Below are 25,000 nucleotides of genomic sequence, written 5' to 3'. Positions count from 1 at the left end.
CGGCCCGGTCTCACGGGCCGCATCCCGGGCGTTCCGACCTAACGCAGCATCGTCCATTACGACATGGGGCACACGATGGAAGCAAACGACAGAGTCGCAGCACCAATCGCCGCCGCAGGCGAGCACGGCGCGATCGAGGGGCATTCGATCGACTTCATTCCGGAAAGCGAGCGGACGGACCGGCTATCGCGTCAGGGGCCGTTCTGGTTTCTCGGCAACTTCACGTTCTTCACGATGACCATTGGTTTCGTTGGGCCGAGCGTAGGTCTGAACGCGCTCTGGACCACCGTCGCCGGCACGCTGGGCATCATGTTCGGCACGTTGTTCATGGCGTTTCATGGCTCCCAGGGCCCGCATCTGGGCCTGCCGCAGATGATCCAGTCGCGCGCGCAGTTCGGCTATCGCGGCGTAGTGCTCGTGCTGCTCGCCACGCTGTTCGTGTTTGCGGGCTTCAACATCGTCAACCTCGTGCTGATGATGCAGGGCCTGAAGGCACTGTTCGGCTGGGACCCGCTCAAGGTGGCCCTGACTGTCACCGTACCCGCCGCAGTCCTCGCAATTCTCGGACACGACTGGATGCATCGCAGCTTCAAGTGGGCGCTGTATCTCTCACTGCCGCTCTATGGCATCGTCACCCTTGCTGTGCTGCTGCACTGGGTGCCCGATCTCCCGTTGCCGGCGGCTGCGCCCGGCATGCCGGCCCCCGCGCCGCTTGGCTTTAACTGGACGGGGTTCATCACGCAGTTTGCAGCCGCGGCGAGCTACAACATCGCCTACGCCCCTTATGTGTCCGACTATTCGCGCTATCTGCCGAAGAACACGCCGAGCGGCCGGCTGATTGCCGCCGTCTTCCTCGGGGCGTCGCTCTCGGGCGCCTGGATGATCGCAGTGGGCGGCTGGCTCGGAGACCACCTGCACGCCACCGACGTGCTCGTGGCGCTCAACCAGGTGGGCAGCGACCTGTCGCCTCGCCTCGGGAGCGTGGTGGTGGCGGTCACGATCGTGGCGTTCCTGCCGGTGATTGCAATGAACATCTACAGCGCCAAGCTCACGGCAATCACAGGCCTCGATTCGTTCAGGAAGATCGAGCCCACCGCCCGCGTGCGCGTTCTGGCGATCCTCTTCGTCGTGCTGCTCCAGCTTGGCGTCGCGCTCAGCATCTATACGTCCGGCAAGGGGCTCTCGGTCCTGAACATCTATCTCGTCGTGATGCTCTATTTCCTCGTGCCCTGGACCGCCGTGAACCTCACCGACTACTTCTTCGTGCGCAAGGGCCGCTACGCCATTCCGCACTTTTTCCTGCCGCACAAGAACATCTACGGCACATGGGGCGCGCGTGGCCTGATGTCGTATGCGATAGGGTTTGCCGCGATGATCCCGTTCTTCTGCATCTTCGACGGCTCCAGCGAAGTCTATGTCGGCCCGTTTGCGCGGGCGATGGGCAGCGTGGACCTCGCGTGGCTGGTTGGGCTGTTCGTCTCGGCCATTGTGTATTACCTGTTGAGCCGCTCGCTCGATCTTCGCCGCGAGGACGCGCTCATCACGCAAATCGAAAAGGCCATGCCTCAGTACACCACGGGCGACCAGCGCTTCTAGGCGCACTATCGTACGGATTACGAATCAAGGATTGATCATGGAAAGCGGGCAATACGACTACATCATCGTTGGCGCAGGATCGGCAGGCTGCGTGCTGGCCAACCGGCTCACCGAGGATCCATCGGTCAGCGTGCTGGTGCTCGAGTACGGCGGCAGCGATCGCAGCATCATCATCCAGATGCCGAGCGCATTCTCGATGCCGATGAACACGCGCAAATTCAACTGGAAATATCAGACCGCGCCGGAGCCGCATCTGAACGGACGCCAGCTGCATTGCCCGCGCGGCAAGGTGCTCGGCGGTTCGTCGTCGATCAACGGGCTCGTCTACGTCCGCGGCCACGCTTACGACTTCGACGAATGGGAGGAGCTGGGCGCGCGCGGCTGGGGCTACCGCAACTGCCTGCCGTACTTCCGCCGCGCGGAAACGTACAAATTCGGTGGCGACCAGTATCGCGGATCGAACGGCCCGCTCTCCACGAACAACGGCAACAACATGAAGAACCCGCTGTACGGCGCATGGATCGATGCGGGCGTGCAGGCCGGCTATATTCACACCGACGACTGCAACGGCCACATGCAGGAAGGGTTCGGCGCGATGCACATGACGGTGAAGGACGGCGTGCGCTGGTCCACGGCGAACGCCTACCTGCGCCCGGCGATGAGCCGGCCCAACCTGCATGTCGTCACGAATGCGATGACGCGGCATGTGATCGTCGAGGGCAAGCACGCGGTCGGCGTGGTCTACGACCGGGGCGGCGTCACGCACACGGCGCGCTGCCGCGCCGAAGTGCTGATCTCGTCCGGGCCGATCGGCTCACCGCATCTGCTGCAGCGCTCCGGCATCGGGCCTGCCGACGTATTGCGCGAGGCGGGTGTGGACGTCAGGCACGCATTGCCGGGCGTCGGCATGAATCTGCAGGATCACGCTGAGATCTACATCCAGTACGCGTGCAAGGAGCCGGTTACGTTGAATGGCCAGATGGACCCCTGGCACAAGTTCCTGATCGGATTGCGCTGGCTGCTGTTCAAGGATGGCCTGGGCGCGAGCAACCATTTCGAGGCAGGCGGATTCATCCGCTCCGAGGCGGGGCTGCGTTGGCCCGACATCCAGTTTCATTTTCTGCCGGCCGCGATGCGATACGACGGCGACAAACCGTTCAGGGGCCACGGCTTCATGGTGCTGACCGGGCCGAACAAGCCGAAAAGCCGTGGTCACCTGCGGCTCACGACGGGGGACCCTTACGTCCATCCCGAGATCCAGTTCAACTATCTGGACCGTGAAGAGGATCGCGAGGGCTTCAGGCGTTGTGTGCGGCTTACGCGCGAGATTATCGGCCAGCCGGCGATGGACCGTTTCCGCGACGTCGAACTGGCACCGGGCCCAGCCGTGCAGACCGACGACGAGATCGACGCGTTCGTGCGCGCGAATCTGGAAAGCACCATGCACCCATGCGGCTCGTGCCGAATGGGTGAGGACAACATGGCCGTGGTGGACTCCGAGTTGCGTGTGCGTGGCATGACGGGCTTGCGTGTGATCGACTCGTCGGTGTTTCCGACCGAGCCGAACGGCAACCTCAACGCGCCGACCATCATGCTCGCGGAACGTGCATCCGATCTGATGCGCGGCAAGCCGATGCTGCCGCCATCGGATGCGGAGGTGGGACTGGCCGAAGGCTGGGAGACGCGGCAGCGTACGCGTGAACCGAAGCGGCGAGTCAATGGTGTCGAGTACAGCGATATGGAGGCGTAAAGGCACGGCGCGAAGCGGCCCGGGAGGGGGCTTTCTGGCCCGGGCCCGGTCTTACTTCCGCACCACGAAAGCATCGCCGATCTGGCGCGCCCGCTTGACTTCATCGCTGTGCAGGTAGATCGAGGTCGTCGACACCGACGCGTGCCGAAGGTTGTCGCGCACGGTGGTGAGTTCCGCGCCGCGACCCAGCGCGTGCGTTGCGTGCGTGTGGCGCATCCAGTGCGGGCTCGCGCGGCGCAGCTTTTCTGCGAGGGGCGGGTGGTCGGCTTCGATGGCATCGGCCGCGAGCCGGAAAAAACGCCGCAGCACGCCCCACAGCCGCACGCTGCTGATGCTGGTGTGATTGTCGGCGCCGCTGTCGGCGCTGCTACCCCCGTCGAGACTGCCGATAACGGGCGTCGCCGGGTTCCAGCGTACGGGCAGGACCGGCAGCTCACGCTCGGCCAGATAGCGCGCGAGCGCCTCCCAGGCAAGCGGCGGCAGCGCCACGCGTGCGAGCTTGCCGCCCTTTCCCGTCACGCGCAGCCAGTGATCGCCGCGCGCGTCGGTCTCCACGTGGCCCAGCGTGGCGCTGATGAGCTCGCTCGCGCGCAGCCCCGTGGCGTAGCCGAAGTCGAGCAGGAAGCGCAGCCGCTGCGCGGCGGGTTTCGCCCAGCCGTATGACCACTCGAGGCCATCGGCGAGGGTGCGCGTCAACGCCCATTCGCCTTCGGTGAAGGCATGCGAGGCATCGAGCGCCGTTGCCGTGCTGCCGCCGCGCACCTTCACGCCCGAAAACGGATTGGCAAGCACATAGCGCTGTTCGACGAGCCAGCGGAACAGCGCGCCGAGAATCGAGAGCGCATGCGCGACCGAGCGGGCCGAAAGGCTGCCGTTGAACGGCCGCCATGCGGGCGACGAGCGCGGGCGCACCGGTCCGATCCAGCGCCCGCGAGGCGCGGGATGGCGCAGGAAGCTGCGGTAGGCGATGGCGTCTTCGGTCGTGAGCGAAGAGAGCGCCCGCCCGCGTTCGAGGATCGCCCAGAGGATGAGCCGCTCGGCCTCCTTGCGGTAAGTGCGCTGTGTGGCGGGCGATTCGTGCAGCGAGAGCCAGCTCTGCACGGCCTCATAGTCGTTGGAGGCGTCGAGCGTGCAGGTCGCGCGCGGGGCGCGGAACGTGCCTTCAGAACCGTCGACTTCGTGCGGCAGTTTCAGCGATTCCCATGGTGCGATGTCCCCGCGCTGGCTCGTCACGATGAGCGCGCTGGCCTTTTCGGTGAGTGCGGGCCATGCCGCGAAAAAGGCCTCGATGGCGCGGGCGCTCGCCATGCCGAGCCCGGGGACGGCCTTCCACCACTGGCGGCGGCGTGGAATGCGCACGGTGAGATCGGCGAGCGTGGTGATGCCGTGTGCGTGCAGCACCCGCACGGCGCGCGGCGCGAACCACTGCGCAATGTCGTCGGCGATCTGCGGCTCGGGAGGGCGCGCGGTGCGCAAGGTCTCGATGGCCTGCGCGACCGCCTTTGCGTGCTGCGCGCGTTGTTCGACAGCATGGGCGAGCAGGGCCGCGAGATCGTCGCGATGCGCGGTCCGCGCGATGGCCACGAGCGTGCGCCGGATGCGCCCGAGCACGCCGCGCGCGGACCTGCCGTCGCCAAGTGCGGAGGGCAGATAGCGCGCCACGGCCTGGCGAACCGGCAGGCCCTCGTACCATGCGCGCAGCACGGCGAGTTCATCGGCTGCGGGGAAGCCGGGGAAGGCGGCAGCGGGAGAGGGGAGGCGGTCGGGACGCGTTTTCATGCGCTGGAGTTTAGCGCATTAATGAATGCCTTGTGATAAGAAGACTTATCTAAATACTCCGCCGGGAACTCGCGCCGCGGTGCTCTGACCCGCCACGCAATTCGTCAAACTGGCGAAAGCCCTTTCCTGCTCGCTGAAATCGGAGCGCGGCTACGAGCGGGGAGATGCAAAGAGTGCCGTAAAGCTGATGCTGCTTGATGCGAAACAGAACGAGCAGATCCTGTTGCGCGCCGAGGGCGACGACGAGCGTCGAGCGGTGGGTCGCCTCAGCAACTTTCTGGCGGACACGAAGCGGCGACCGAGCCAGCATAAATGTCGAATACCCTTGAGGTCCGGCCATCGTTCAGGTCGCACTAGTCTGGATCAACGCAGAATCTGATCGATGACGCGTTGATTCCCGAGCGAGTTTTCCAGCGTGAAACGCGGCGTGGGGCGCTTCCCCAGCACCACTTCGGCGAAATCTTCGACCATGAGCTGGTATTGGTCGAAACCGTCGAAGGTTTTGGTTTCGATTGAAGCCCTCTCGTCGGTGCGAAGATGCACATCGGCCTGGCCGTAGACCCCCGGATTGAACGGCGCATCCAGCGCGAGCCAGCCACGTGTTCCGTGAAAGGTCATCTGCTGCCGGCGAGCGAGTTGGGTAGCGCAGTAAAAGCGCAGGTCGAAGCCGGGGAAGGCTATCCTGGCCGACGCGAACCGGTCGGTGCCGAAGCGAGGATCGATCTCGACCGTCGCGTGCACGCAATGCGGTTCGAGTCCCGTAGCAAGGCGCGTCGTCACAACGGGATACACGCCGATGTCCCGGACGCCACCGCCACCGAGGGCTCGATCGTTTTTCAGCGCGCTGGGGTCTTCGTTGTCACGCACGTAGCTCCATTGTGGGTGGTGTGCCACCATGAAGGCCTCGGCGCACAGCTTGCCAGTATGGTCGCGCAACGCGATCAGTTCCTCGACTTCGCTGGCCTGCATCGAGACCGGCTTTTCACAGAGCACGTGCTTGCCGGACTGCAGCGCCTGTTTGCTCCAGTCGAAGTGCAGCGAGGTGGGAAGCGCAATGTAGATGGCGTCGATATCCGCCGCATGCAGGACATCCACGTACTGCGCAAGGACGTGTTCGATTCCATGATGGTCTGCGAAAGCTGCTGCGCGTACAGGATCGCGCGCCGCAACGGCCACGACGCGGTTGTAGTCTGGTAATCATACTGAACTGGGCCGCGTTCGCAGCTTCAGGTTGGAGGGCGCGTGCATGGCTAGCTCTCGCAACGTTTGCGGTCGTTTTTGTGTTTCTGCCGCTGCAAAGTCAAAACGCGCTGATGTTGCCAAAAATGGTGATGAATGTGCTGGGCTTCGGTAACCGCCATAGCATCAGAAAGCCGATTCGACCCAATCGATGAACCCAACCGTTCAACCCGACTGCTTGCGAAAGAGCAGGCCCAGAAAGCGGTCTAATCGTCTCGTGCCTCGAGCGTATTGGCCCCGGAGTATCTATCGCGGATAATCATGCAGATCGCAAAAGGGGCATTAATCTCGCCGCCACACTGCCTGCGAGCGTCGTCGACGCCCTCGGCCTGAAGGAGAGCTATGACATCGAGATTTATCCGGACCGCTCCGGCCACCCAGCGACCGCAGTTCACCTCGCACGACGGCTTCGGGCACGGAGACGGGTAGCGCTCGAGCATGTTAATGTGCTCAGGGCCGAACGGCGACAGCCATGCTTCATCCTCAGACATCAGCGCCTAGCCCTCGTTGCGCAATTGCGCCTCGGCGTAACGCACCCATGCTGCGCTCAGTGAGCGCTCGCGGCACCGACGGCGCCGCGGTTCGCGCTAGCGCCCGGCGGATCGTTCGGAGGACCGTGCGACGTGCGCGACATTTCAAGCGCGAACAGCCGAACGCAGTTCGGCAAACGGAAGCGTGCGCGCGGGTCGCCGGACTCGACGCACAACAGCGACTTCGCCACGAGTTGGCTTGCGCAGTCCACCGCCTGCTCCGGCGCGAGTCCAGCGTCGTCCGCCACCTCGCACAGCGCCTCCAGCGGGAACGCGCGGTCGAAGCCGGCGATACGTTGCAATAACGCCTGCTGGTTCGCATCGAGCAACGCGTAACTCCACTCGACATTTGCACGCAGCGAGCGGTGGCGGGGCAGCGCGGTGCGGTAGCCGCCCGCCAGCAGCGTCAACGGATCGTCCAGATGCCTCAAGATGTCGTCGAGTCCGAGCGCGGCCAATCTGGCCGCCGCGAGTTCTATCGCGAGCGGCACGCCGCCCAAGCGCCGGCAAATCGCGCCGATCACGCCGAGCGCGTCGCCTTCGTCACACAGTGGTGCCTGCATTGCATGTGCGCGGCCAAGAAACAGTTGCACCGATGCATTGGAGCGCAGCGCGGCGGGGGGCGCGTCCACTGCAGGAATCTCGAGCGGGGCAACCCGGAACACGCTCTCCGGCATGATGTGCAGTGGCTCGCGGCTCGTAACCAGCAGCCGAGGGTGGTCGCCGGCGGCCACCAGCGCATCGACGAGTTCGGCGACCGCACAGATGGCCGGATCGACGTCGTCGAGCAGCAATACGCCTTGCCACTCGCTCAGGCGCGCGGCAAGGTGCGCAAGTTCGAGCGGTGCGCGCGGACCCGCGTCACAGTGCCGGCCCAGCGCTGTGAGCACCGCGGCCTTGTCGCGCGCGCCCGCGAACGAGATCGCGCGGACAGGCTCGCCCGAGCGGGCTGCGAGCAGCCGTGCCGCTTCGATCCCAAGCGTCGATTTGCCGACGCCGCCCATGCCGACCAGCGTCAGTACGCGCGCGCGCGCGAGCATCGCGCCTACGGTCTCGAGCATCGCGTCGCGGCCCACCAGCGCCCGCACGCCGGCCGGCCGGCTCCCCGCGGCGCCGCGCAATGCGTCGAATGGCGCGCGCCGGTCAGCCGCGATTTCCTCTCGACGCTGCACCAGCCGATAGCCTCGCCCGGACACGGTGACGATCAGATCGCGATCGGCACCGAGCAACTTTCTCAGTCCCGACATGTGGACGTGCACACAGTTTTCTTCGACGAACGTATGCGGCCACACAGCGTTCATCAGTTCGTCCTTGCTGACGAGGCGCCCGTTCGCTTGGGCCAGCACCGCGAGGATGTCAAAGGCGCGCGAGCCAACCGCCAGCGCCTGATTGCATCGCTGCAGCGTGCGCTGTTGCAGATCGATCCGGATCTCACCGATGGCTATTACACTGTGGCGCGGTCCGCTGTCGGGCGCCAGCGCTTCTGTGCCGGCATTCAAGGTGGCATCGGTTCGCATGGTCAAAGTTGGCTAATGATGAACCGTCATCGTATGTGCGGGCGAATTGGCCGCCGATGATCGAATCATTAAGCTTCGTTAATGTGCGGTCTCAGACGCTAGCGGCGCCACCGGCGCGTGCCGACGTTAAAAAAAATTAATTCGCCGCCAATTCGCCCCCACGCGCCGCTGGCGCATAATGGGCGGTCGCAATCCTCGGCCGCGCAATTCCGAGGCGCGTCGGCGTCGCTACGATGTCGCCGCGCCTGTCTCTCGCCGTTTCGGTAATGGACTCATCGGAGCCGGCTCGGGCCGGTCGGTCGCGCCATCCGCTTTAGAACAGCTACCCAATGAAAATTCTGGTCATCGAAGACAATGAACAGGTCGCCGGCTTCCTGCGCAAGGGGCTGGCCGAAATGGGTCATGTCGTCGACTGCGCCGACAATGGACGCGACGGCATGTTTCTGGCGGCGAGCGAGGCATACGATGCGATCGTGCTCGATCGAATGCTACCTGGCGGCATCGACGGGCTCGGCATCGTGTCGGCGCTGCGCGCCACCGGCAATAAGGTGCCGGTGCTGATCCTCAGCGCGTTGGGCGAGGTGGACGAGCGCATTCGAGGGCTGAAGGCCGGCGGCGACGATTACGTAGTCAAGCCGTTTGCGCTCGGCGAGGTGCTCGCGCGGCTCGACGCGCTGGCGCGCCGCTCCGGCGACAGTTTTGTCGAAACGGTGCTGAAGGTCGGCGACCTCTGTGTCGATCTGCTGTCGCGCAAGGTCACGCGCGCGGGCCGCGCGATCGCGCTGAAGCCGCGCGAATTCAAGCTGCTCGAATATCTGATGCGTCATGCGGAGCAGGTCGTCACGCGCACGATGCTGCTCGAGAACATCTGGGAATATCACTTCGATCCACAGACCAACGTAATCGACGTTCATGTGAGCAAGCTGCGCCAGAAGATCGACACCGGCTTCGACAAATCGCTGCTGCTCACCGTGCGCAATTCCGGCTACATGCTGACTGCCCAGGGCTGACGGGGAGCGCGCATGCTCGATCTGCGACCCTTCGAACGGCGCACGCTGTATGACGACGGTGAGTTCGTGCTGGCGCGACTGGCGCGACCCGGCAGCGCGCAGACGTGGCTGGCGCTAACGCCGCCCGCGGCGCAGCCCTCCGCCGAAAGCCAGGCGCGGCTCGAACACGCGTACGCGCTGCGCGCTCTGCTCGCGGGTCCGGCGTTGACCGTCCCCCACGCGCTGACCGAGCATCTGGGCGTCGCCACGCTGGTGCTCGACGACCCTGGCGGGGTGTCGCTGGCATCGCTGCCGGCTGGTTCGCTGCCGCTCGCGAGCGTGCTAGCGCTCGCCGCCGAACTCGCTGCGGCGCTCAGGCTGTTGCACGCGCGCGGCATCATCCACAAGGACTTGCGGCCCGCCAACGTGCTCGTCGACGTGGCGGCCCAAAGCGTCGCGCTAACCGGCTTTGGCCGCGCGTCGCGTGCGACCCGCGAGCGGCCGTCGAGCGAACCGCCGGCGCTCACGGTCGACGCGCTCGGGTACCTGGCGCCCGAGCAGACCGGACTGATGAATCGGGACGTGGACGCGCGCTGCGACCTGTATTCGTTCGGCGTGATCCTCTACGAAATGTTGACCGGGCGACTGCCGTATCGCGCGGCGTCGCCACAGGAATGGCTCCACTGTCATATCGCGCGCGAGCCGATTCCCCTCGACGAGCAGGGCCGCGAGGTGCCCGCGCAACTGAGGGCACTCGTCTACCGGTTGTTGGAAAAGTCCGCCGAGACCCGCTATCAGACCGCGCTGGGAGTGGAAGCCGACTTGCGCCGTTGTCTGCAGGCGTGGCGGGACTCGGCCTGCATCGAGCCGTTCGCACTGGGCGCGTTGGACACGCCGGAGCGACTGCTGATTCCGCAGCGGCTGTATGGGCGCGAACGCGAAAGTGCCGAGCTCGCGGCCGCCTTCGAACACGTGGCGACCCACGGCGGCGTCCAGGCGGTGCTGATTTCGGGCTATTCGGGGATCGGCAAATCGAGTCTGGTCGAGCAGTTGCAGAAGAGGCTTGCGCCGTCGAACGCGCGCTTCGCGGCGGGCAAGTTCGACCAGTACCAGCGAGATATTCCGTATGCGACGCTCGCGCAGGCGTTTGACGCGCTAATTGGCCAGCTGCGCAGCGAGCCAGGCTTCTGCCTCGCGCAGTGGCACGAACGTCTGCGCGAGGCGCTCGGCGCGAACGGCAGGCTGATCGTCGAGCTGATTCCCGAGCTTGAGCGCGAGATCGGCGTGCAGCCGGCGGTGCCCGAGCTGCCGCCGCAAGAGGCGCAGGCGCGCTTCCAGTCGGTACTGACGCGCTTCGTCGGCACCTTCTGCTCGCCCGGGCAGCCGCTCGTGCTGTTTCTCGATGACCTGCAATGGCTCGACGCCGGCACCGCCGGCTGGCTAGAAGGGCTCGCGAATTCCACCGCGCTCGGCCATCTGCTGCTGGTTGGTGCGTACCGCGACAACGAACTTGGCCCCGCGCACGCGCTGACCCGGGTGCTCGATACGCTGCGCGCCGCGGGCATGCCAGTGCAGCCGATCCTGCTCGCGCCGCTCGGGCACCCGGACATCGCGCGGCTTCTGGCCGACACGCTGCACGTGGAAACCGCCGCGGCCGCGCCGCTGGCCGCCGCCATTTTCGATCAGACCGGCGGCAACCCCTTCTACGTGGTGCAGTTCCTGCACATTCTCGATGAAGAAGGCATCGTGCGCTTCGATCGAGACGAACGCGCGTGGCGCTTCGAGATCGACGACATTCGCGGCGCGCGTTTCGCGGGCGGGATCGTAGATCTCATGATCGCCCGGATCGGCCGCCTCTCGCCGGGCACGCAACAGCGCCTCAGACAGTTCGCATGCGTCGGCAATACGGCTGCTGATGCGACGCTCGCGCGGGTGAGCGGCAAGTCGGTCGCCGAGGTTCACGCGGCGCTCGTCGAATCTGTCGAGGCCGGGTTGATCTATCGGCGCGACGACGGCTACGCGTTCGTCCACGACCGCGTGCAGGAAGCCGCGTACGCGTCGCTCGGGCCGCAACAGCGGCCACACGAGCATCTGCGCATTGCCCGCGTGCTGAGTGCGCCCGCGCAGCCCGACGCGGCGACGGACACCAGCCGCCCGGTGTTTGAGATCGCCAACCAGTACAACCGCGCGTTGCCGCTGGTGACCGATCCTGCGGAACGCCAGCGGATCGTCGATTTGAACCTGGAGGCGGGCCGCCGCGCGAAGGCTTCGTCCGCGTATGGCTCGGCGTTGACGTATCTGGCGCTCGGCAGCGACCTGCTCGGCGAGACGGCGTGGGCTGGCGACTACGCGCGCAAGTTCGCGCTGGAAAGCAGCCGCGCCGAGTGCGAATTTTTAACCGGCGCGACCGACAGCGCGACGCGCCGGCTCGAAGCGCTCGCCGCGCGCGCGGCGAATCTGCCGGACCGGGCGGTGGTCGCGTTTCTGCGCATCACGCTATTTACCGCGCTCGATCAGATGTCACTCGCGGTCGAGACCTGTCTCGACTATCTGCGGCAGATCGGCGTCGATTGGGCGCCGCACCCGGGGCGCGACGCGGCGCGGCGCGAATACGACCGTCTACTGGACGCGATCGGGGGACAGCCGATCGAAGCGCTGCTCGAACTGCCGTTGCTCGGCGACCAGGAACTGGCGGCGACCCTCGACGTGCTCACCGCGGTATTGCCGCCGGCCTTCTTCAGCGACGAAAACTTCGTATGCCTCGTGCTGTGCCGGATGGCGAGTCTGAGTATCGCCCACGGCAACAGCGACGCGTCGGCGCTAGGCTATGCGTATCTCGGAATGGTCGCCGGTCCCGTGTTCGGCGACTATCAGGCGGCGTTCGGCTTTGGCCGGCTGGGACTCGCGCTGGTCGACCAGCGCGGCCTCGAGCGCTTCAAGGCGCGCGTCTACATGTGTTTCGCGTATCACGTGACGCCGTGGACCCAACACGTGCGCAGCGGCCTCGGTCTGCTGCGGCGCGCGTTCGAGGTGGCGAGCGAACGCGGCGACCTGACGTACATGGGTTTCAGCAGTTGCTCATACGTGACGAGTCTGCTCGCAGCGGGCGAACCGCTGGTCGATCTTCAGCGCGAGGCCGACCAGCGGCTCGCGGTCGTGAAGGCGGCGCGCTTCGGACTGATCGTCGACATCATCTCGTCGCAACTGCTGCTTATTGGCCACCTGCGCGGCACCGCGCCGGCGCTTGTGGCGGAGACGAGCTTCGACGAAGCGCGCTTCGAGCAGCATCTGGAAGGCGATCCGAGCCTCGCGATTGCCGCGTGCTGGCACTGGATCCGCAAGCAGCAGTGGTTGTATCACGCGGGCGAGATCGAAGCCGCGCTCGCCGCCGGCGAAAAGGCGCGTCCGCTCCTGTGGACCTCGTCCGGGCATATCGAACTCGCCGAGTATCACTTTTACGCGGGACTGGTGCGCGCGCGCCGCCACGGCGAGGTCGACGACAGCGGCCGCTTCGCGCATGCGGACGCGCTGTTGCAGCATCGCGACATGCTGTGCGTGTGGGCGCGCCATTGTCAGAGCAATTTCGGCGGCCGCGCGGCGCTGGTGGAAGCGGAGCTCGCGCGTATCCAGGGACGCCCGTTCGACGCGCTGCGCCACTACGAAAGCGCGATACGGCTCGCGCGCGAGCACGAATTCGCGCATGTCGAAGCATTGGCGCAGGAGGCGGCAGGGCGATTCTGTCTTGCGAGCGAGCTGCCTGGCGCGGGACAGATGTATCTGCGCAATGCGCGCCGCGCGTGGATCCGCTGGGGCGCGCTTGCGAACGTCCGCGCACTCGATGAAAGCTACCCGGAACTGCTGCAGGAAGCGGCGGAAAACGTCGTGAATCATGGCATCGTCGCCGCGCGCCTGAATGTCGAAACGGTCGTCAAGGCGTCCCAGGCAATTTCCGGCGAGATCGTGCTCGCCAGGCTGATGCGCACGCTGATGACCATCGTGCTGGAACACTCGGGCGCGCGCCGCGCGGTGCTGGTGCTGCCGCGCGACGAAAAGCTGTGGATCGAGGCCGAGGCGGTGTCGCGCCGCGATGGCGCCGAGGTCGGCATCGAAAGCCGCGTGGTGACGGCGGGCGACGTGCCGCTCACGCTGCTGCATGAGGCGCTGCGCACGCGCGAACTAGCGCACGTCGATGACGCTGCGCGCGCCCACCCGTTTGCCGCCGACGACTATCTGCGCGAGCACGACGCTCGCTCGCTGCTGGCGCTGCCGATCGTCAAGCAGGCAAAGCTGGTCGGGGTGCTGTACCTGGAAAACGATCTCGCACCGGGGGTGTTCTCGCCCGCGCGCCTCACGGTGCTCACGCTGCTGGCCTCGCAAGCCGCGATTTCGCTGGAGAACGCGTCGCTCGAACACAAGGAAGCGCTGCTCGAAGAAAAGGAAGCGTTGCTGCACGAGGTGCACCATCGCGTGAAGAACAACCTTCAACTGATCAGCAGCCTGCTGAACCTACAGGCCTCGCGCGTGCCGGACCCCGCGGTGGCCGAACTCTTCAAGGAAAGCCGCAACCGCGTGCGCTCGATGGCGCTGGTGCACGAGAACCTTTACCGCGCCGGCAACTTCGCGCGCATCATGATGGCCCCGCACGTGCGCAATCTGTGCGGGCATCTCGCGCAGGCGTACGACGTTCGCCGCCTGGGCGTCGACATGCGGGTAACGGTGGACGATCTGCAGCTCGACATGAATCGCGCGGTGTCGTGCGGGCTGATCATCAACGAACTGGTATCGAACGCGTTCAAGCATGCGTTCGCCGACGGCCGCGGCGGGCAGTTGCTGATCGAGTTGCGCCAACGCGGCGACGCGCGCTGCCGTCTGTCGATCGCCGACGACGGCCCCGGCCTTGGGCGGCAATTCCGCCTGGCCAGTGCCGACACGCTCGGTCTGCAACTGGTCCACGATCTCGCGCGCCAACTGAACGGCAGCGTCGACACTGGCAGTACGCACGCCGGCGGCGCCACTTTCACAATCGACTTTCCGGCCGAGGCCGGCTGACCCTGCACGACCAGGCTGCCCCCGATGAACGCACGATGACGCCCGCACGCATATTGATAGTCGAGGACGACCGCATCGTCGCTCGCGACATTGCCCAGCAGATGACCCGCATCGGTCATACGGTGGTCGGTACTACGACGCGCGGCGAGGACGCGCTCGCACTCGCACGCGACACTCAGCCCGAGCTGGTACTGATGGACGTGCGCCTCGAAGGCGAGCTCGATGGGATCGACGCGGCCCGGTTGCTGCGCGCCCAATTCGATCTGGCAGTGGTGTTCCTGACTGCGTACGCGGACGAAGACACAGTACAGCGCGCGACCACTGCGGAACCGTTCGGCTATGTGCTCAAGCCGTTCGACGACAACCAGTTGCGTACCGTGGTCGAAATGGCGCTGTATAAGCACGGCGCCGAACGCCGCCTGCGCGCGAGCGAGGAGCGCTATGCGGTGACGCTGTCGAGCATCGGCGAGGGAGTCATCGCCACAGATCCCGACGGGCGCATCGACTTCATCAATCCGGTCGCGGAAGCGCTGACCGGCTGGCGGCGCGCGGACGCGCTCGGCCGCTCGCTCGGCGAGGTGTTTAGGCTGATCGAAGACCCCGCGAGCGACCCCGCGCTGCATCGCAGCCTGCTGGTGGCGCGCGACGGCAACCGGGTGCCGGTGGAAAGCAACGGCTCGCCAATCGTCGACGATCAACGCGAAGTGATCGGCGTGGTGCTGGTCTTTCGCGACGTCACCGAACGGCGCCGTGCGGAGGAAGCCGAGCTGCTGCGCGAAATCAACGCGCGCTTCGAGACCGCGATGTGCGGCTCGAACGTCGGCGTCTGGGCGATCGATATGCCCGATGGCGATTTCCGACGCGGCATTGCGCGCTACGCGAACGTTTGGGAATGGCTCGGCTATACCGGCAAGGCGCCGCTGCTCGACCACGAGGCGTATATGAGCGTGGTCCATCCGGACGAGCGCGCGGCGACCGAGGCGGCGATGCAGCGCTTTCTCGCGCAGCCGGACGGGGTGTTCGAAATCGAGAACCGGCTGCTGCATCGCGACGGCAGCGACCGCAGGGTGCTCGTGCGTGGCACCGCGCGCCGCGATGCGAGCGGCAAGCCGGTGGAGTTCATCGGAAGCGTGGTCGACATCACGCAACTGAAGCACGCCGAGCAGGAGCTGCGCGAGAGCGAGGAACGCTTTCGCGGGACCTTCGAGAATGCTGCGGTCGGCATCGCGCATTGCGATCTCGCTGGGCGTTTCTTGCGCGTCAATCAGCGCGCGTGCGAGATCGTCGGCTACGAACGCGACGCGTTGCTCGAGCGGCGCTTGCAGGACATCACGCACGACGGTTTCACGGCGACGACGCTGCGACGATTTCGAGTGCCGAGCGAGACGGGCGCGTCCCATTTCTCGGAAGACCAGCAGCTGTTGAGGAGCGACGGCATGCGGGTGTGGGCGAATCTGTCGGTCGCGCTGCAATTCGACGAGGCCGGACACACCAGCCACATCATCGCAATCATTCAGGACATTTCGGCGCGCAAGGCGCTCGAAGACGCGGTGCGGGTGGCTAAAGACGCGGCCGAGGCGGCAAATCAAGCAAAAGACCAGTTTCTCGCCAATATCAGCCACGAGTTGCGCACGCCGCTCAACGGCATTCTCGGCTATGCGCAGATCCTGCGGCGTGACGCCGGGCTCGACGCGCGGCAACTTTCGAGACTCGGCGTGATCGAGCAAAGCGGCGAGCATCTGCTGTTGCTGATCAACGACCTGCTGGATTTCGCGCGGATCGGTGCGGGCAAGCTCGAACTGCAGGTGCGCGACGTGCCGCTTGCGCCGTTTCTTGACGTGATCGCCGAGATTGTGCGGGTCCGGGCGCACGAAAAAGGCCTCGTGCTCCACTATCGCGCCGCGCCGGATCTGCCAAGCGCGATCAGGGTGGACGAGAAGCGGCTGCGTCAAGTGTTGTTGAACCTGCTCGCCAATGCGGTGAAGTTCACCGATCACGGCGAAGTCACGCTCGCCGTCACGCAGATCCGGCCGGGGCGGCTGCGCTTCGAAGTGACGGACAGCGGCATCGGCATCAGCCCCGACCGCTGCGACGCAATCTTCGAGCCGTTCGAACAGGCCGGCGAACTGACGCGGCGCAGCGGCGGCGCAGGGCTAGGTCTCGCGATCAGCCGTCAACTGGTACGCATGATGGGCGACGATCTCCGGATGGTGAGTTCGATCGGCACGGGCAGCGTGTTCTGGTTCGAACTCGATGCGCCCGCGGTCCCCGCGCGTAGCGCGCCGCTGGCTACGCCGCCGTCGTTGCAGATAACACTTGAGCCGGCTGAGAGGTTCGTCGTGCCACCGCCGCACGAAATGGCGCAGTTGCACCGGCTCGCACTTCTGGGTTCGATGCGCGACATCGCCGAGCGGGCCCAGAATCTGGTCGCGCTCGATAGCCGTTACGAGCTGTTCGCTGGGCGTCTGCGCGTGCTGGCCGCCGGCTACGAGTCGCAGGCGCTGCTCGCGCTGATCGAAGCACACCTGGTTCAAGATTCGCAAGCATGATTCAATCGCTCAATATCGCCCCGCCGGTAGTACTCGTCGTCGACGACACGGCGACCAATCTCGGTCTCGTCGTCGATGCGCTGGAAGGCAACAATCTGCGCGTGACGGTCGCGCGCGACGGCCGCGAAGCGCTCAGGCGCGCCGAACTGGTGCAGCCCGATCTGATCCTGCTGGACGTGATGATGCCGGAGCTCGACGGCTTCGAGACCTGCCGTCTGCTGAAGGCTAATCCGCTCACCCGCGAAATTCCGGTGATATTTATGACATCGCTCACGCGAACCGCTGACAAGGTTAGCGGCTTTCGCGCGGGTGCGGTCGACTTCGTGACCAAGCCGCTGCAGATGGAAGAGGTGGCGGCGCGGGTGAATACGCATCTGAAGCTGCGCGCGTTACAGACCCTACAGCAGGAGCAGAACGCGCGCCTGCAGGAAGAGGTGAATAGCCGCAAGCAGGCGCAGGAGGCGCTGCTGGAAATGATCAACGGCGTGCGCAACGTGTCCAACGCGATTGCCCACGATTTGCGCACCCCGCTCACTGAAGTGCGCTCGCGCCTCGAAGTATTGATTCTCGAACTGCGCAAGCAGGGCGACGAGCGCGTGCTGACAGAGCTCGAGACCGCGCTCGCGGACGTGGATCGGGTGATCAGTATCTTCAATGCGCTGCTGCGCCTCGCCGAAATCGACGCGGGCGTGCAGCGCGCGGGTTTCGTCGCCTGCGATCTCGCTGCGCTCCTCGAGGAAGCGGTGGAATTCTATCAGCCGGTCGCGGAATTGCGTGGGCTCGCGCTGACGCTTTGCGCGTGCGAGCGGCTGAACGTGGTCGCGGACCCGTTGCTGATCGCGCAGGCGGTAGGCAACCTGATCGACAATGCACTGAAGTTCGCGCGTGACAATGGCGGCGTCAGCGTGGCAGCACGCGTGATCGGAACGGGCATTTGCATCGAGGTGGCGGACAACGGGCCGGGCATTCCGGCGGCGGAAATGCCCAAGGTCACCGAACGCTTCTATCGCGGCGATGCGAGCCGCGGGACGCCCGGCGTGGGGCTCGGACTCGCGCTGGTGAAGGCGGTCGCGACGCTGCATCACGGCACGCTGAGCCTCGCGGACAATCACCCGGGGCTGGTCGCGAGCCTCACGATTCGCGGCGGCGACAGCGCTGCTGTCTAAGCGCGCTCAACGCTGCGACGCAATCGTCGAGATGTCCAGCAGCGTCGCGCACTGGCGGCCCCCGCCAGCTCCCATGCACTGAAGCGAGAGCGTCTGTTGAACGTCGCTGCGCCGTGTTTGACAAAAATTGCTCCATGCGCGGCGTCGGGGAACTCAACCCGCCGCCTCGCGGCGCCAGGTCGCGGGCGGCCTGCCGGACCATCTGCGAAAACACGCGCGTGAAGTACTCTGATCCGAAGAGCCGCAAGTGGCGGCGATCTCGGTGATCGGCCGTTGGAGCCGCCTGGCAACTCGCGCGCGCTCGTTGCGTCGCTTGAGCCGCCTGGCAACTCGCGCGCGCTCGTTGCGTCGCTTGAGCAAACACTGATACGTAGTGTGCTTGAACGCGCGGATGAAATACGTGCGCGACAGCCCGCACGCGCCGCCGATTTCCTCGATGGACACGCGCGCCGGAATACTCGCGAGCAGCATCTCGGTCGCTTGCGCTTCTCGTGCGGCGACAGACGGCGCGGCAGCGTCGGCGCGTGTCCGTACTGGTCGAGCAGATGCGTGCCGAACGCGAGCGCGAACACAACTGTTCGACTAATAGCAGATGGGCTTTCCGCCCACCGTCCAGCGTGCGCGCGAGCACCTTCGCGAGGTGACCGAGGATGCACGATGAATTCTGTCGCGTCGAGTTCGAGATCTTAGCGCAGCCGGTTCGCGGTGCAGCCCGGCGAGGCTTGGCGCGCGAACACCTTGGGTGCAAGAAGTTACCACAGCAATACGGCATTCCTAAGCCGTTCGGGCGTCGACGTGACCTTGAATTCGAGCCGCGCGGGCGCGCTGCCGCAGTCCGTTTTCAGGTAATTTAAGGCCCGTGCCCAAGGACGGTTCAGCGGCCCCGCTTTACACTCGGCCCGAGTTGCGCCGCGCGCGAACCTCGATGCCGGACGCAAGTCTGGCCGCTTACGCCTGTCATGGAGCGCCTGATGATCCCACCATTCATTCCCGGCACGTTGCCGTCCGATCTGGAAGTGCCGTTTTCGTCGCTCGAATATCGGCAACACCAGATGTTTCCGCGCCTGTCGCCAAGCGACATCGACAGCTTGCGCCGCTTCGCGCGGCCGTTGTCGTTCCGGCGCGGCGAGCGCATTTTCGAAACCGGCAAGGTTGCGCCGGGCCTGTTCGTGCTGTTGCGCGGGCGGGTGCGAATCGAGTCGCGCGACAGCTTCGGACGCTCGACGCTCGTCACCGAACACGACGACGGTCACTTCATGGCGGAGATGGCGCAACTGTCCGGCAAGCCCGCGCTGATCGACGGGATCGCGTTGACCGACATTGACACGCTGGTGATCGAGCCCGACCGGCTGCGCGCGCTGATCGTCGCCGACGCGCAACTCGGCGAGCACATCATGCGCGCACTGATCCTTCGCCGTCTCGGACTGATCGAGCAGGGGCTGGGACCGATCATCGTCGGCAACCGCAATGAAGCGCGGCTCGTGGGTCTGGAGGGTTTCCTGCGGCGCAACGCACATCCGGCCACGGTCGTCGACGCACGCACCGATCCTGATGCGCTCACGCTGCTCGAAAGCATTGCCGCGAGCGCCGACGATTTCCCGCTGGTCTTCTGTCCGAACGGCTCCGTGTTGCGTGCGCCCGACGAGGCGCAACTCGCTTCGTGCCTCGGGCTCGTGCCGGCGTTCGAACAGTCGCATGTGTACGACGTCGCGATCGTCGGCGCCGGCCCGGCCGGCTTGGCGGCGTCGGTGTATGCGGCGACTGAGGGATTGTCCGTCGCGGTGTTCGATCAGCGCGCGCCGGGCGGGCAGGCGGGTGCGAGCGCGCGGATCGAGAACTATCTGGGTTTTCCGACCGGCATTTCGGGGCAGGCGCTCGCGGCGCGCGCGTTCCAGCAAGCGCTGAAGTTCGGCGCGCATCTGGCGATTCCGGGCCAAGTTCAGTGCGTGGAACGCGACGCGCAGCGCTTCGTGTTGACGTTGGTCGACGGCCAGCGCGTCAGCGCACGCACGGTAGTGGCCGCGAGCGGCGCGTCGTATCGCAAGCCTCGCGTGCCCGGCTTCGATCAGTTCGACGGCGCTGGGATCTACTACTGGGCGTCGGCGATCGAGGCGAGGCTGGTCAAGGGGCAGGACATCGTGCTGATCGGCGGCGGAAATTCTGCGGGCCAGGCGGTCGTCTATCTGGCGAGCTTCGCGCGCAGTATCCGCATGCTGATCCGCGCGGCAGACCTGCACGCCAGCATGTCGCGTTACCTGATCGAGCGGATCGGCTCGTTGCCGAACGTGGCGCTTTGCGCCCGCTGCTCGCTGACTGGACTCGCCGGCGACGCGGCTGGTCTCGCGCGGCTACAGGTGCGCCGGCAACTCGCGAACGGCTTCGAGGATGAAACCATCAACACCCGCCATCTGTTCCTGTTCATCGGCGCGGATCCGGAGACGCAGTGGCTCGCGATGAGTGGAGTCGAACTCGACCCACATGGTTTCGTGAAGACGCAGATCGCCGAGACCGCCGGCGATCCCGCGCGATTGCCGTTGGAGACCAGCGTGCCGGGCCTGTTCGCGATCGGCGACGTGCGCGCCGAATCCTCGAAGCGCGTCGCGTCGGCGGTCGGAGACGGCGCGGCGGTGGTCAGTCAGATCCACGCGCATCTGAGCCGGCGCGAGGGGATCTGAAAAACCCGGGCGCGGCTACGGTTCCAGCAGACGCACGAGCCGCGTCTCCTCTAAGTCGAGTTCCGACTCGATCCGATGCAGCACCGCGTCGTCGACCCGGCCGTGGCGATCCAGGTCGAGCAATGCGTTTGCGGGTCAGCCCCACTAGTTCGAGTTCGACGCGCAACAACTGAGCGCGGTCCTCGATGCACGGCCTACTATCCAGATGCGCATCGGGTTGCGCTGACCCGCGCGTGGTATTCGGCGATCAGCCTTTCGCGCTTGCCGCTCGGAATCTGCGGCAGCAGGCTGCCGAACTCATTGAGCCCGGACAGTGCGGCGTCGAACGCACCCGTAGCTCGGCCACGCCATTACGAATGGTTACGACAATGCCCGGCTCGGTTCGCGCAAGCGCGCTAGCGCCCAACAAATCGCTTTGCCGCACAGCAGCCCGAACGGGATGCCGACCAGCATCAGCGTAACGAACAACTGCGTGCGTTGTCTTCGAATAATCACAAGGAAGAAGAATGTCCTCGACGCTACAGTCCTTCCCGAATGCATCGATGACTAGATCGAAGCAGACAAACGGTCAGGATCGTAGCTCATGCATCTGCAGGCACAGAAGACGCCAGCATCTGGCAGCGACGGGGGCGCAGGCCCGTGGGCATACTACCGTTTCGCGCTTCGTTGGCTAGCCATGAGTTTGGCGTTTTTCCGACGAATCTTCTGAAGACACGCGTGAAGTGCGCTTGATCGCTGAAGCCGTATCGTTGCGCAATCTGTGCGATCCCGTCAGGGAGTTCAATCAAATCGAACTGCGCGGCGGCAATGCGAAGTCTTAGCCTCCATTGATGGGGCGTATATCCGACGCTTCGTCTGAAAGTGCGAAAAAAATAAGATTTCGACAAGTTCGCGGAAACCGCGATATCTGTCATTGAAAGCTCGGCAGTCACATCGGCTTCCAAAGCCCGTAGAACGCCGTCAAGCCATGGAGGCGGCGGCTCCGGAAGTACCGCAGTCGGACCTCGTGTGGTTCTGTTCGGCTCAATGCTCATCGAGTTCCCCTCGAATTCTTTTCCTTCGCAAAAGGCGCGAGCGGCAGTGTGCCTCATTGGAAAAGAAATTTGCATATACATAAAATCAATACACTCTTGAAAAAAAATCAAGGATCGGCCGACTGCGTTTCGCCTTGTCAGGTCGGTTATGGCCTCTCTAACGAGCACCAACTGACGCCCGTCTGAACCCCACTCCAGTCTTATGACGCAGCCACGATGCGCTCAATGAAGAACTCGCAACTGGCACGGTGCAGCGGGACTCGTGGTCCAGGAGGCGCCGCTTTCTACGCTGCGCACCATGGAACTGGAAATTCTCGCCGGAATCGCGAAGAGTCCACCGGAGCGTTGCCAGCGAACTGACGCCGATGGAGAGTCCCGTCCAACTGCGCGCCCTCGCCGCAGGCGACTGGTCCGAGGTAATCGATCTCCCCAGCTTTTACGCGCTGTACGGGGCGGCGAGGGAGCGCGTGTATCGGCCGCAAGATCGTCTCGCCCGGTGCCAGCATTCCACCGGAGGGGCAGTCGCGCCGCGTGGGTAGCTCGTCCCACGGAGTTACGAGCGACAGAAACGCCGGCGCGAGAAGCTCACCCTTTTGAGGACATGAGCTGCATCGCAGTCAGCGCATAGATCGCAGCGCAATCGAGCACATCTTGCTCGACAGCGTAGTCATCGATGCCTGAGGACAGCGTGGGCTGCGGACCGTAGCAGACCGAAGTGATTCCGCGGTCGCGCCAGAAACGCGCATCCGAGCCCGGAAGTCTGACTACATAGCGTGCGGCAGCTCCGCGAACGGCTGCGACTGCACCCGCGAGGCTTTTCACGGGATCGCTATCGAGCGGCGCCCAGCTTGCAGGCCAACCCTTTGCATACTCGATGCTGATACCCTCGCAGCTTTTAGCCATTTCGTCGATGCGTGCCTTGAGAGCGGCGATCGATAGACCGGGAGGCAGGCGCAGGTCGGCCTTGGCACGAATGACGGGTGGAATGAGACTGCGCACGCTTCCTGCTTCGATGCTTCCAACGCTCGCGGATAAACGGAAGCCGACATCGTTTTCCCCGCCATCAATACCCTCGATTTCCATGGGCAAATCGGCGTAGAAGTCGTTCAGATGGTCAAGCCGGCAGATAAACTCCGCCATTCTTGCTGCGGCGGTTTGTCCCGTGAGCGCACGAGACGAATGGCCTGAGGCCCCTTTCGCGATGATATCGATCCAGAGCAGGCCCTTTTCTGCGACAGCGAAATTCATCCACCCTGGTCCTTCGCCGCTGATCAGGTAGTCACCATAAAGTTCGGGATCTTGCTTCAGTACGTAAGGCGAGCCGCGCGAGCCGAACATGACTTCATCCGATACTGCGGTGAGGCTCAACTTTCCGGCTAGCTGGGACAGACGGCGCTGGACGATCTTCATCGCGAGTGCCATCGCCGCGAGTGCGCCTTTCATGTTCCCCATGCCGAGGCCATACAGTCGGCCGTCCTTTCGGGTCAGTTCCAGAGGAGGAACCGTCCACGCCGACTCGTCGCCCGCGAGCATGGTGTCCATATGGGCATTGAATACCACATGTGCGCCGGGGCGGCTTCCTGTTAACGTGCAAACAATGTTCGGTGCCTCCGCGTCCGCCGCTACGGTTTTTGTCGGCAGGTCATGTCTTCGCAGGAATGCTTCAAGGGTGCGTGCCATGGCAGCGGTGTTGCCGGGCGGGTTTGCACTTTCCGCTGCGACAAGCGCACTGCAAAGTTCAACGAGTGTATCCCGAGAGGCATCGACTTCTTCCTCGACGGCTTGCACCAGTTGCGCATCGTAGGCTCCAATGCGAATCGCTTCCACTATTATCGGGTTCATATGAATCCCTCAAATCACGCGCCGGCCACTTGCAGCATGCTGTCGCGAACTGCATCGGCACTACGTCCGACGATCTGTTCATAAAGGGCTGGGTCAGTCGCGCCCTCCGTCCCAACCAGCATCACGACGCTCGATTCCGACAAGCCCAGCGCTTTGCGCTTTTCCGGATCAGTTGCGGCGAGCAGTACTCCCGCGAGACCCGCAACCGCTGATTCGCCCGCAACCACCCTGGCGTCGCCGAACGGGGCGTCGGCAAGCAGGCGCATGCAGCTTGCGGCCGCCTCGTCTGTCACGGTAAGAAACGCATCTGCGCCTTCCCGCAGAATCTCCCATGCGATAACCGAAACCTCGCCGCACGCGAGGCCGGCCATGATGGTGTCCAGATCGCCCGCGGCCGGAGTGGGTTTGCCCGCCCCGGCGCTACGGATCAGGCAATCGGCATTAGCGGGCTCGACAACGATGAATCGCGGGGCATCCCTTCCGTAGCTCTCCCAGAACCACGAACACAGACTTGCCGCAACGCCTCCAACGCCACCCTGCACGAAGACGTGAGTCGGACGCACGCCGGCGGGGAACTGGATCGCGGCCTCTGCGGCAATGATGCCGTAGCCTTGCATGACATCGCGCGGTACTTCCGTGTACCCCTCGTAAGACGTGTCGGAGACAACCTGCCAGACATTTTCCAACGCATCGTCGGCGGCCGTGCGCACTGCGTCGTCGTAGGTGCCCTTGACTTCAAGCACCGTCGCCCCGTAGGCTGCAATCGCGTCACGCCGCGCCTGGCTGACGTGTGCATGGACATAGATCACACACTTGCAGCCGAACGTTTTCGCCCCCCAGGCAACCGACTTGCCATGGTTTCCGTCGGTCGCACAGACGACGGTAAGCATCTCGGTAATCTCCCGATGCTCGCCACGAGTGAGGGCGGACGTGCCAGGTTCCACGCCGAGCTGTCTCGACACTTCCTTTTTCAAATATCGCAATACTGCATACGCACCGCCAAGAGCCTTGAAGCTGCCCAGTCCGAAGCGCGATCCTTCGTCCTTGTACAGGATGTTCCCAAGTCCGGCCTTCGAAGCGAGCCCTTGAAGCGCGACGAGGGGCGTGACAGCGTAACCGGGCCACGTCGTGATCTCGGCTCGCGCTTCGTTCAATGCGCGCAGGCTCAGGATTTCGCTGCGCCCGTCAAGGTGATATGGATGTTGGCGCGGCGGTTGCGGATTAAGGAGAAAGCCCAACGGACCGGGTACGAGGTTTGTCACGGGATGTTTCCTGTTAAAAGTGA

The 25,000-nt window shown here is 64.8% G+C and carries 13 protein-coding genes and 1 pseudogene; 7 read left to right on the top strand and 7 right to left on the bottom strand.

The features are described 5' to 3' along the window. Positions 1-75: 75 nt before the first annotated feature. Both VSR34_RS22190 and betA read left to right on the top strand, forming a co-directional pair. Positions 76-1,596, top strand: a complete 1,521-nt coding sequence (locus VSR34_RS22190; protein WP_342963556.1) for a cytosine permease — start codon at positions 76-78, stop codon at positions 1,594-1,596. Positions 1,597-1,633: 37 nt separating this feature from the next. After that, the gene (gene betA, locus VSR34_RS22185; protein WP_342963555.1) at positions 1,634-3,346 is read left to right on the top strand and encodes a choline dehydrogenase; all 1,713 of its coding nucleotides are present in this window, start codon (positions 1,634-1,636) and stop codon (positions 3,344-3,346) included. Between the two features lie 51 nt (positions 3,347-3,397). Here betA and VSR34_RS22180 read toward each other — a convergent pair whose 3' ends face one another. From VSR34_RS22180 to VSR34_RS22170, 3 genes are all read right to left on the bottom strand, one after another. Continuing rightward, positions 3,398-5,125, bottom strand: coding sequence for a site-specific integrase (locus VSR34_RS22180; protein ID WP_342963554.1), 1,728 nt, complete (start codon positions 5,123-5,125; stop codon positions 3,398-3,400). A gap of 363 nt (positions 5,126-5,488) precedes the next feature. Further along, entirely contained in the window at positions 5,489-6,301 is an 813-nt protein-coding gene (locus tag VSR34_RS22175) for a Gfo/Idh/MocA family oxidoreductase (protein WP_342963553.1), read from the bottom strand. A 610-nt stretch (positions 6,302-6,911) separates the two neighbouring features. Further along, entirely contained in the window at positions 6,912-8,393 is a 1,482-nt protein-coding gene (locus VSR34_RS22170; protein ID WP_342963552.1) for a winged helix-turn-helix domain-containing protein, read from the bottom strand. Positions 8,394-8,740: 347 nt separating this feature from the next. Between VSR34_RS22170 and VSR34_RS22165 the strand changes: the two genes are divergently transcribed. The 5 genes from VSR34_RS22165 to VSR34_RS22145 all read left to right on the top strand — a co-directional run bounded on the left by VSR34_RS22165 (position 8,741) and on the right by VSR34_RS22145 (position 20,839). After that, entirely contained in the window at positions 8,741-9,421 is a 681-nt protein-coding gene (locus VSR34_RS22165) for a response regulator transcription factor (protein WP_342963551.1), read from the top strand. Positions 9,422-9,433: 12 nt separating this feature from the next. After that, a complete protein-coding gene (locus VSR34_RS22160; protein ID WP_342963550.1) occupies positions 9,434-14,449 on the top strand; it encodes an AAA family ATPase in 5,016 nt (1,671 codons plus the stop codon). Positions 14,450-14,484: 35 nt separating this feature from the next. After that, entirely contained in the window at positions 14,485-16,998 is a 2,514-nt protein-coding gene (locus VSR34_RS22155) for a PAS domain S-box protein (protein ID WP_342963549.1), read from the top strand. Continuing rightward, the gene (locus tag VSR34_RS22150; RefSeq protein WP_342963548.1) at positions 16,995-18,164 is read left to right on the top strand and encodes a hybrid sensor histidine kinase/response regulator; all 1,170 of its coding nucleotides are present in this window, start codon (positions 16,995-16,997) and stop codon (positions 18,162-18,164) included. The genes VSR34_RS22155 and VSR34_RS22150 overlap by 4 nt, the downstream gene beginning before the upstream one ends. Before the next feature lie 971 nt (positions 18,165-19,135). Then, positions 19,136-20,839, top strand: coding sequence for an FAD-dependent oxidoreductase (locus VSR34_RS22145; protein WP_342963547.1), 1,704 nt, complete (start codon positions 19,136-19,138; stop codon positions 20,837-20,839). A 15-nt stretch (positions 20,840-20,854) separates the two neighbouring features. Here VSR34_RS22145 and VSR34_RS22140 read toward each other — a convergent pair. The 4 genes and pseudogenes from VSR34_RS22140 to VSR34_RS22125 form a co-directional block, all read right to left on the bottom strand. After that, positions 20,855-21,023: pseudogene (locus VSR34_RS22140) on the bottom strand (sodium:proton exchanger); the annotation flags it as partial. A gap of 397 nt (positions 21,024-21,420) precedes the next feature. After that, positions 21,421-21,984, bottom strand: coding sequence for an AraC family transcriptional regulator (locus VSR34_RS22135; protein WP_342963546.1), 564 nt, complete (start codon positions 21,982-21,984; stop codon positions 21,421-21,423). A 474-nt stretch (positions 21,985-22,458) separates the two neighbouring features. Further along, positions 22,459-23,715, bottom strand: coding sequence for a M20/M25/M40 family metallo-hydrolase (locus VSR34_RS22130; RefSeq protein ID WP_342963545.1), 1,257 nt, complete (start codon positions 23,713-23,715; stop codon positions 22,459-22,461). Between the two features lie 14 nt (positions 23,716-23,729). Next, a complete protein-coding gene (locus VSR34_RS22125; protein ID WP_342963544.1) occupies positions 23,730-24,977 on the bottom strand; it encodes a diaminopropionate ammonia-lyase in 1,248 nt (415 codons plus the stop codon). Between the last annotated feature and the right edge of the window lie 23 nt (positions 24,978-25,000).

Origin of the sequence: Paraburkholderia sp. JHI2823, from assembly GCF_038900695.1 — a bacterium.
GTDB lineage: Bacteria > Pseudomonadota > Gammaproteobacteria > Burkholderiales > Burkholderiaceae > Paraburkholderia > Paraburkholderia mimosarum.
Note: the sequence above shows the minus strand (reverse complement) of the source record. Positions and strands in the feature narration are given on the sequence as shown.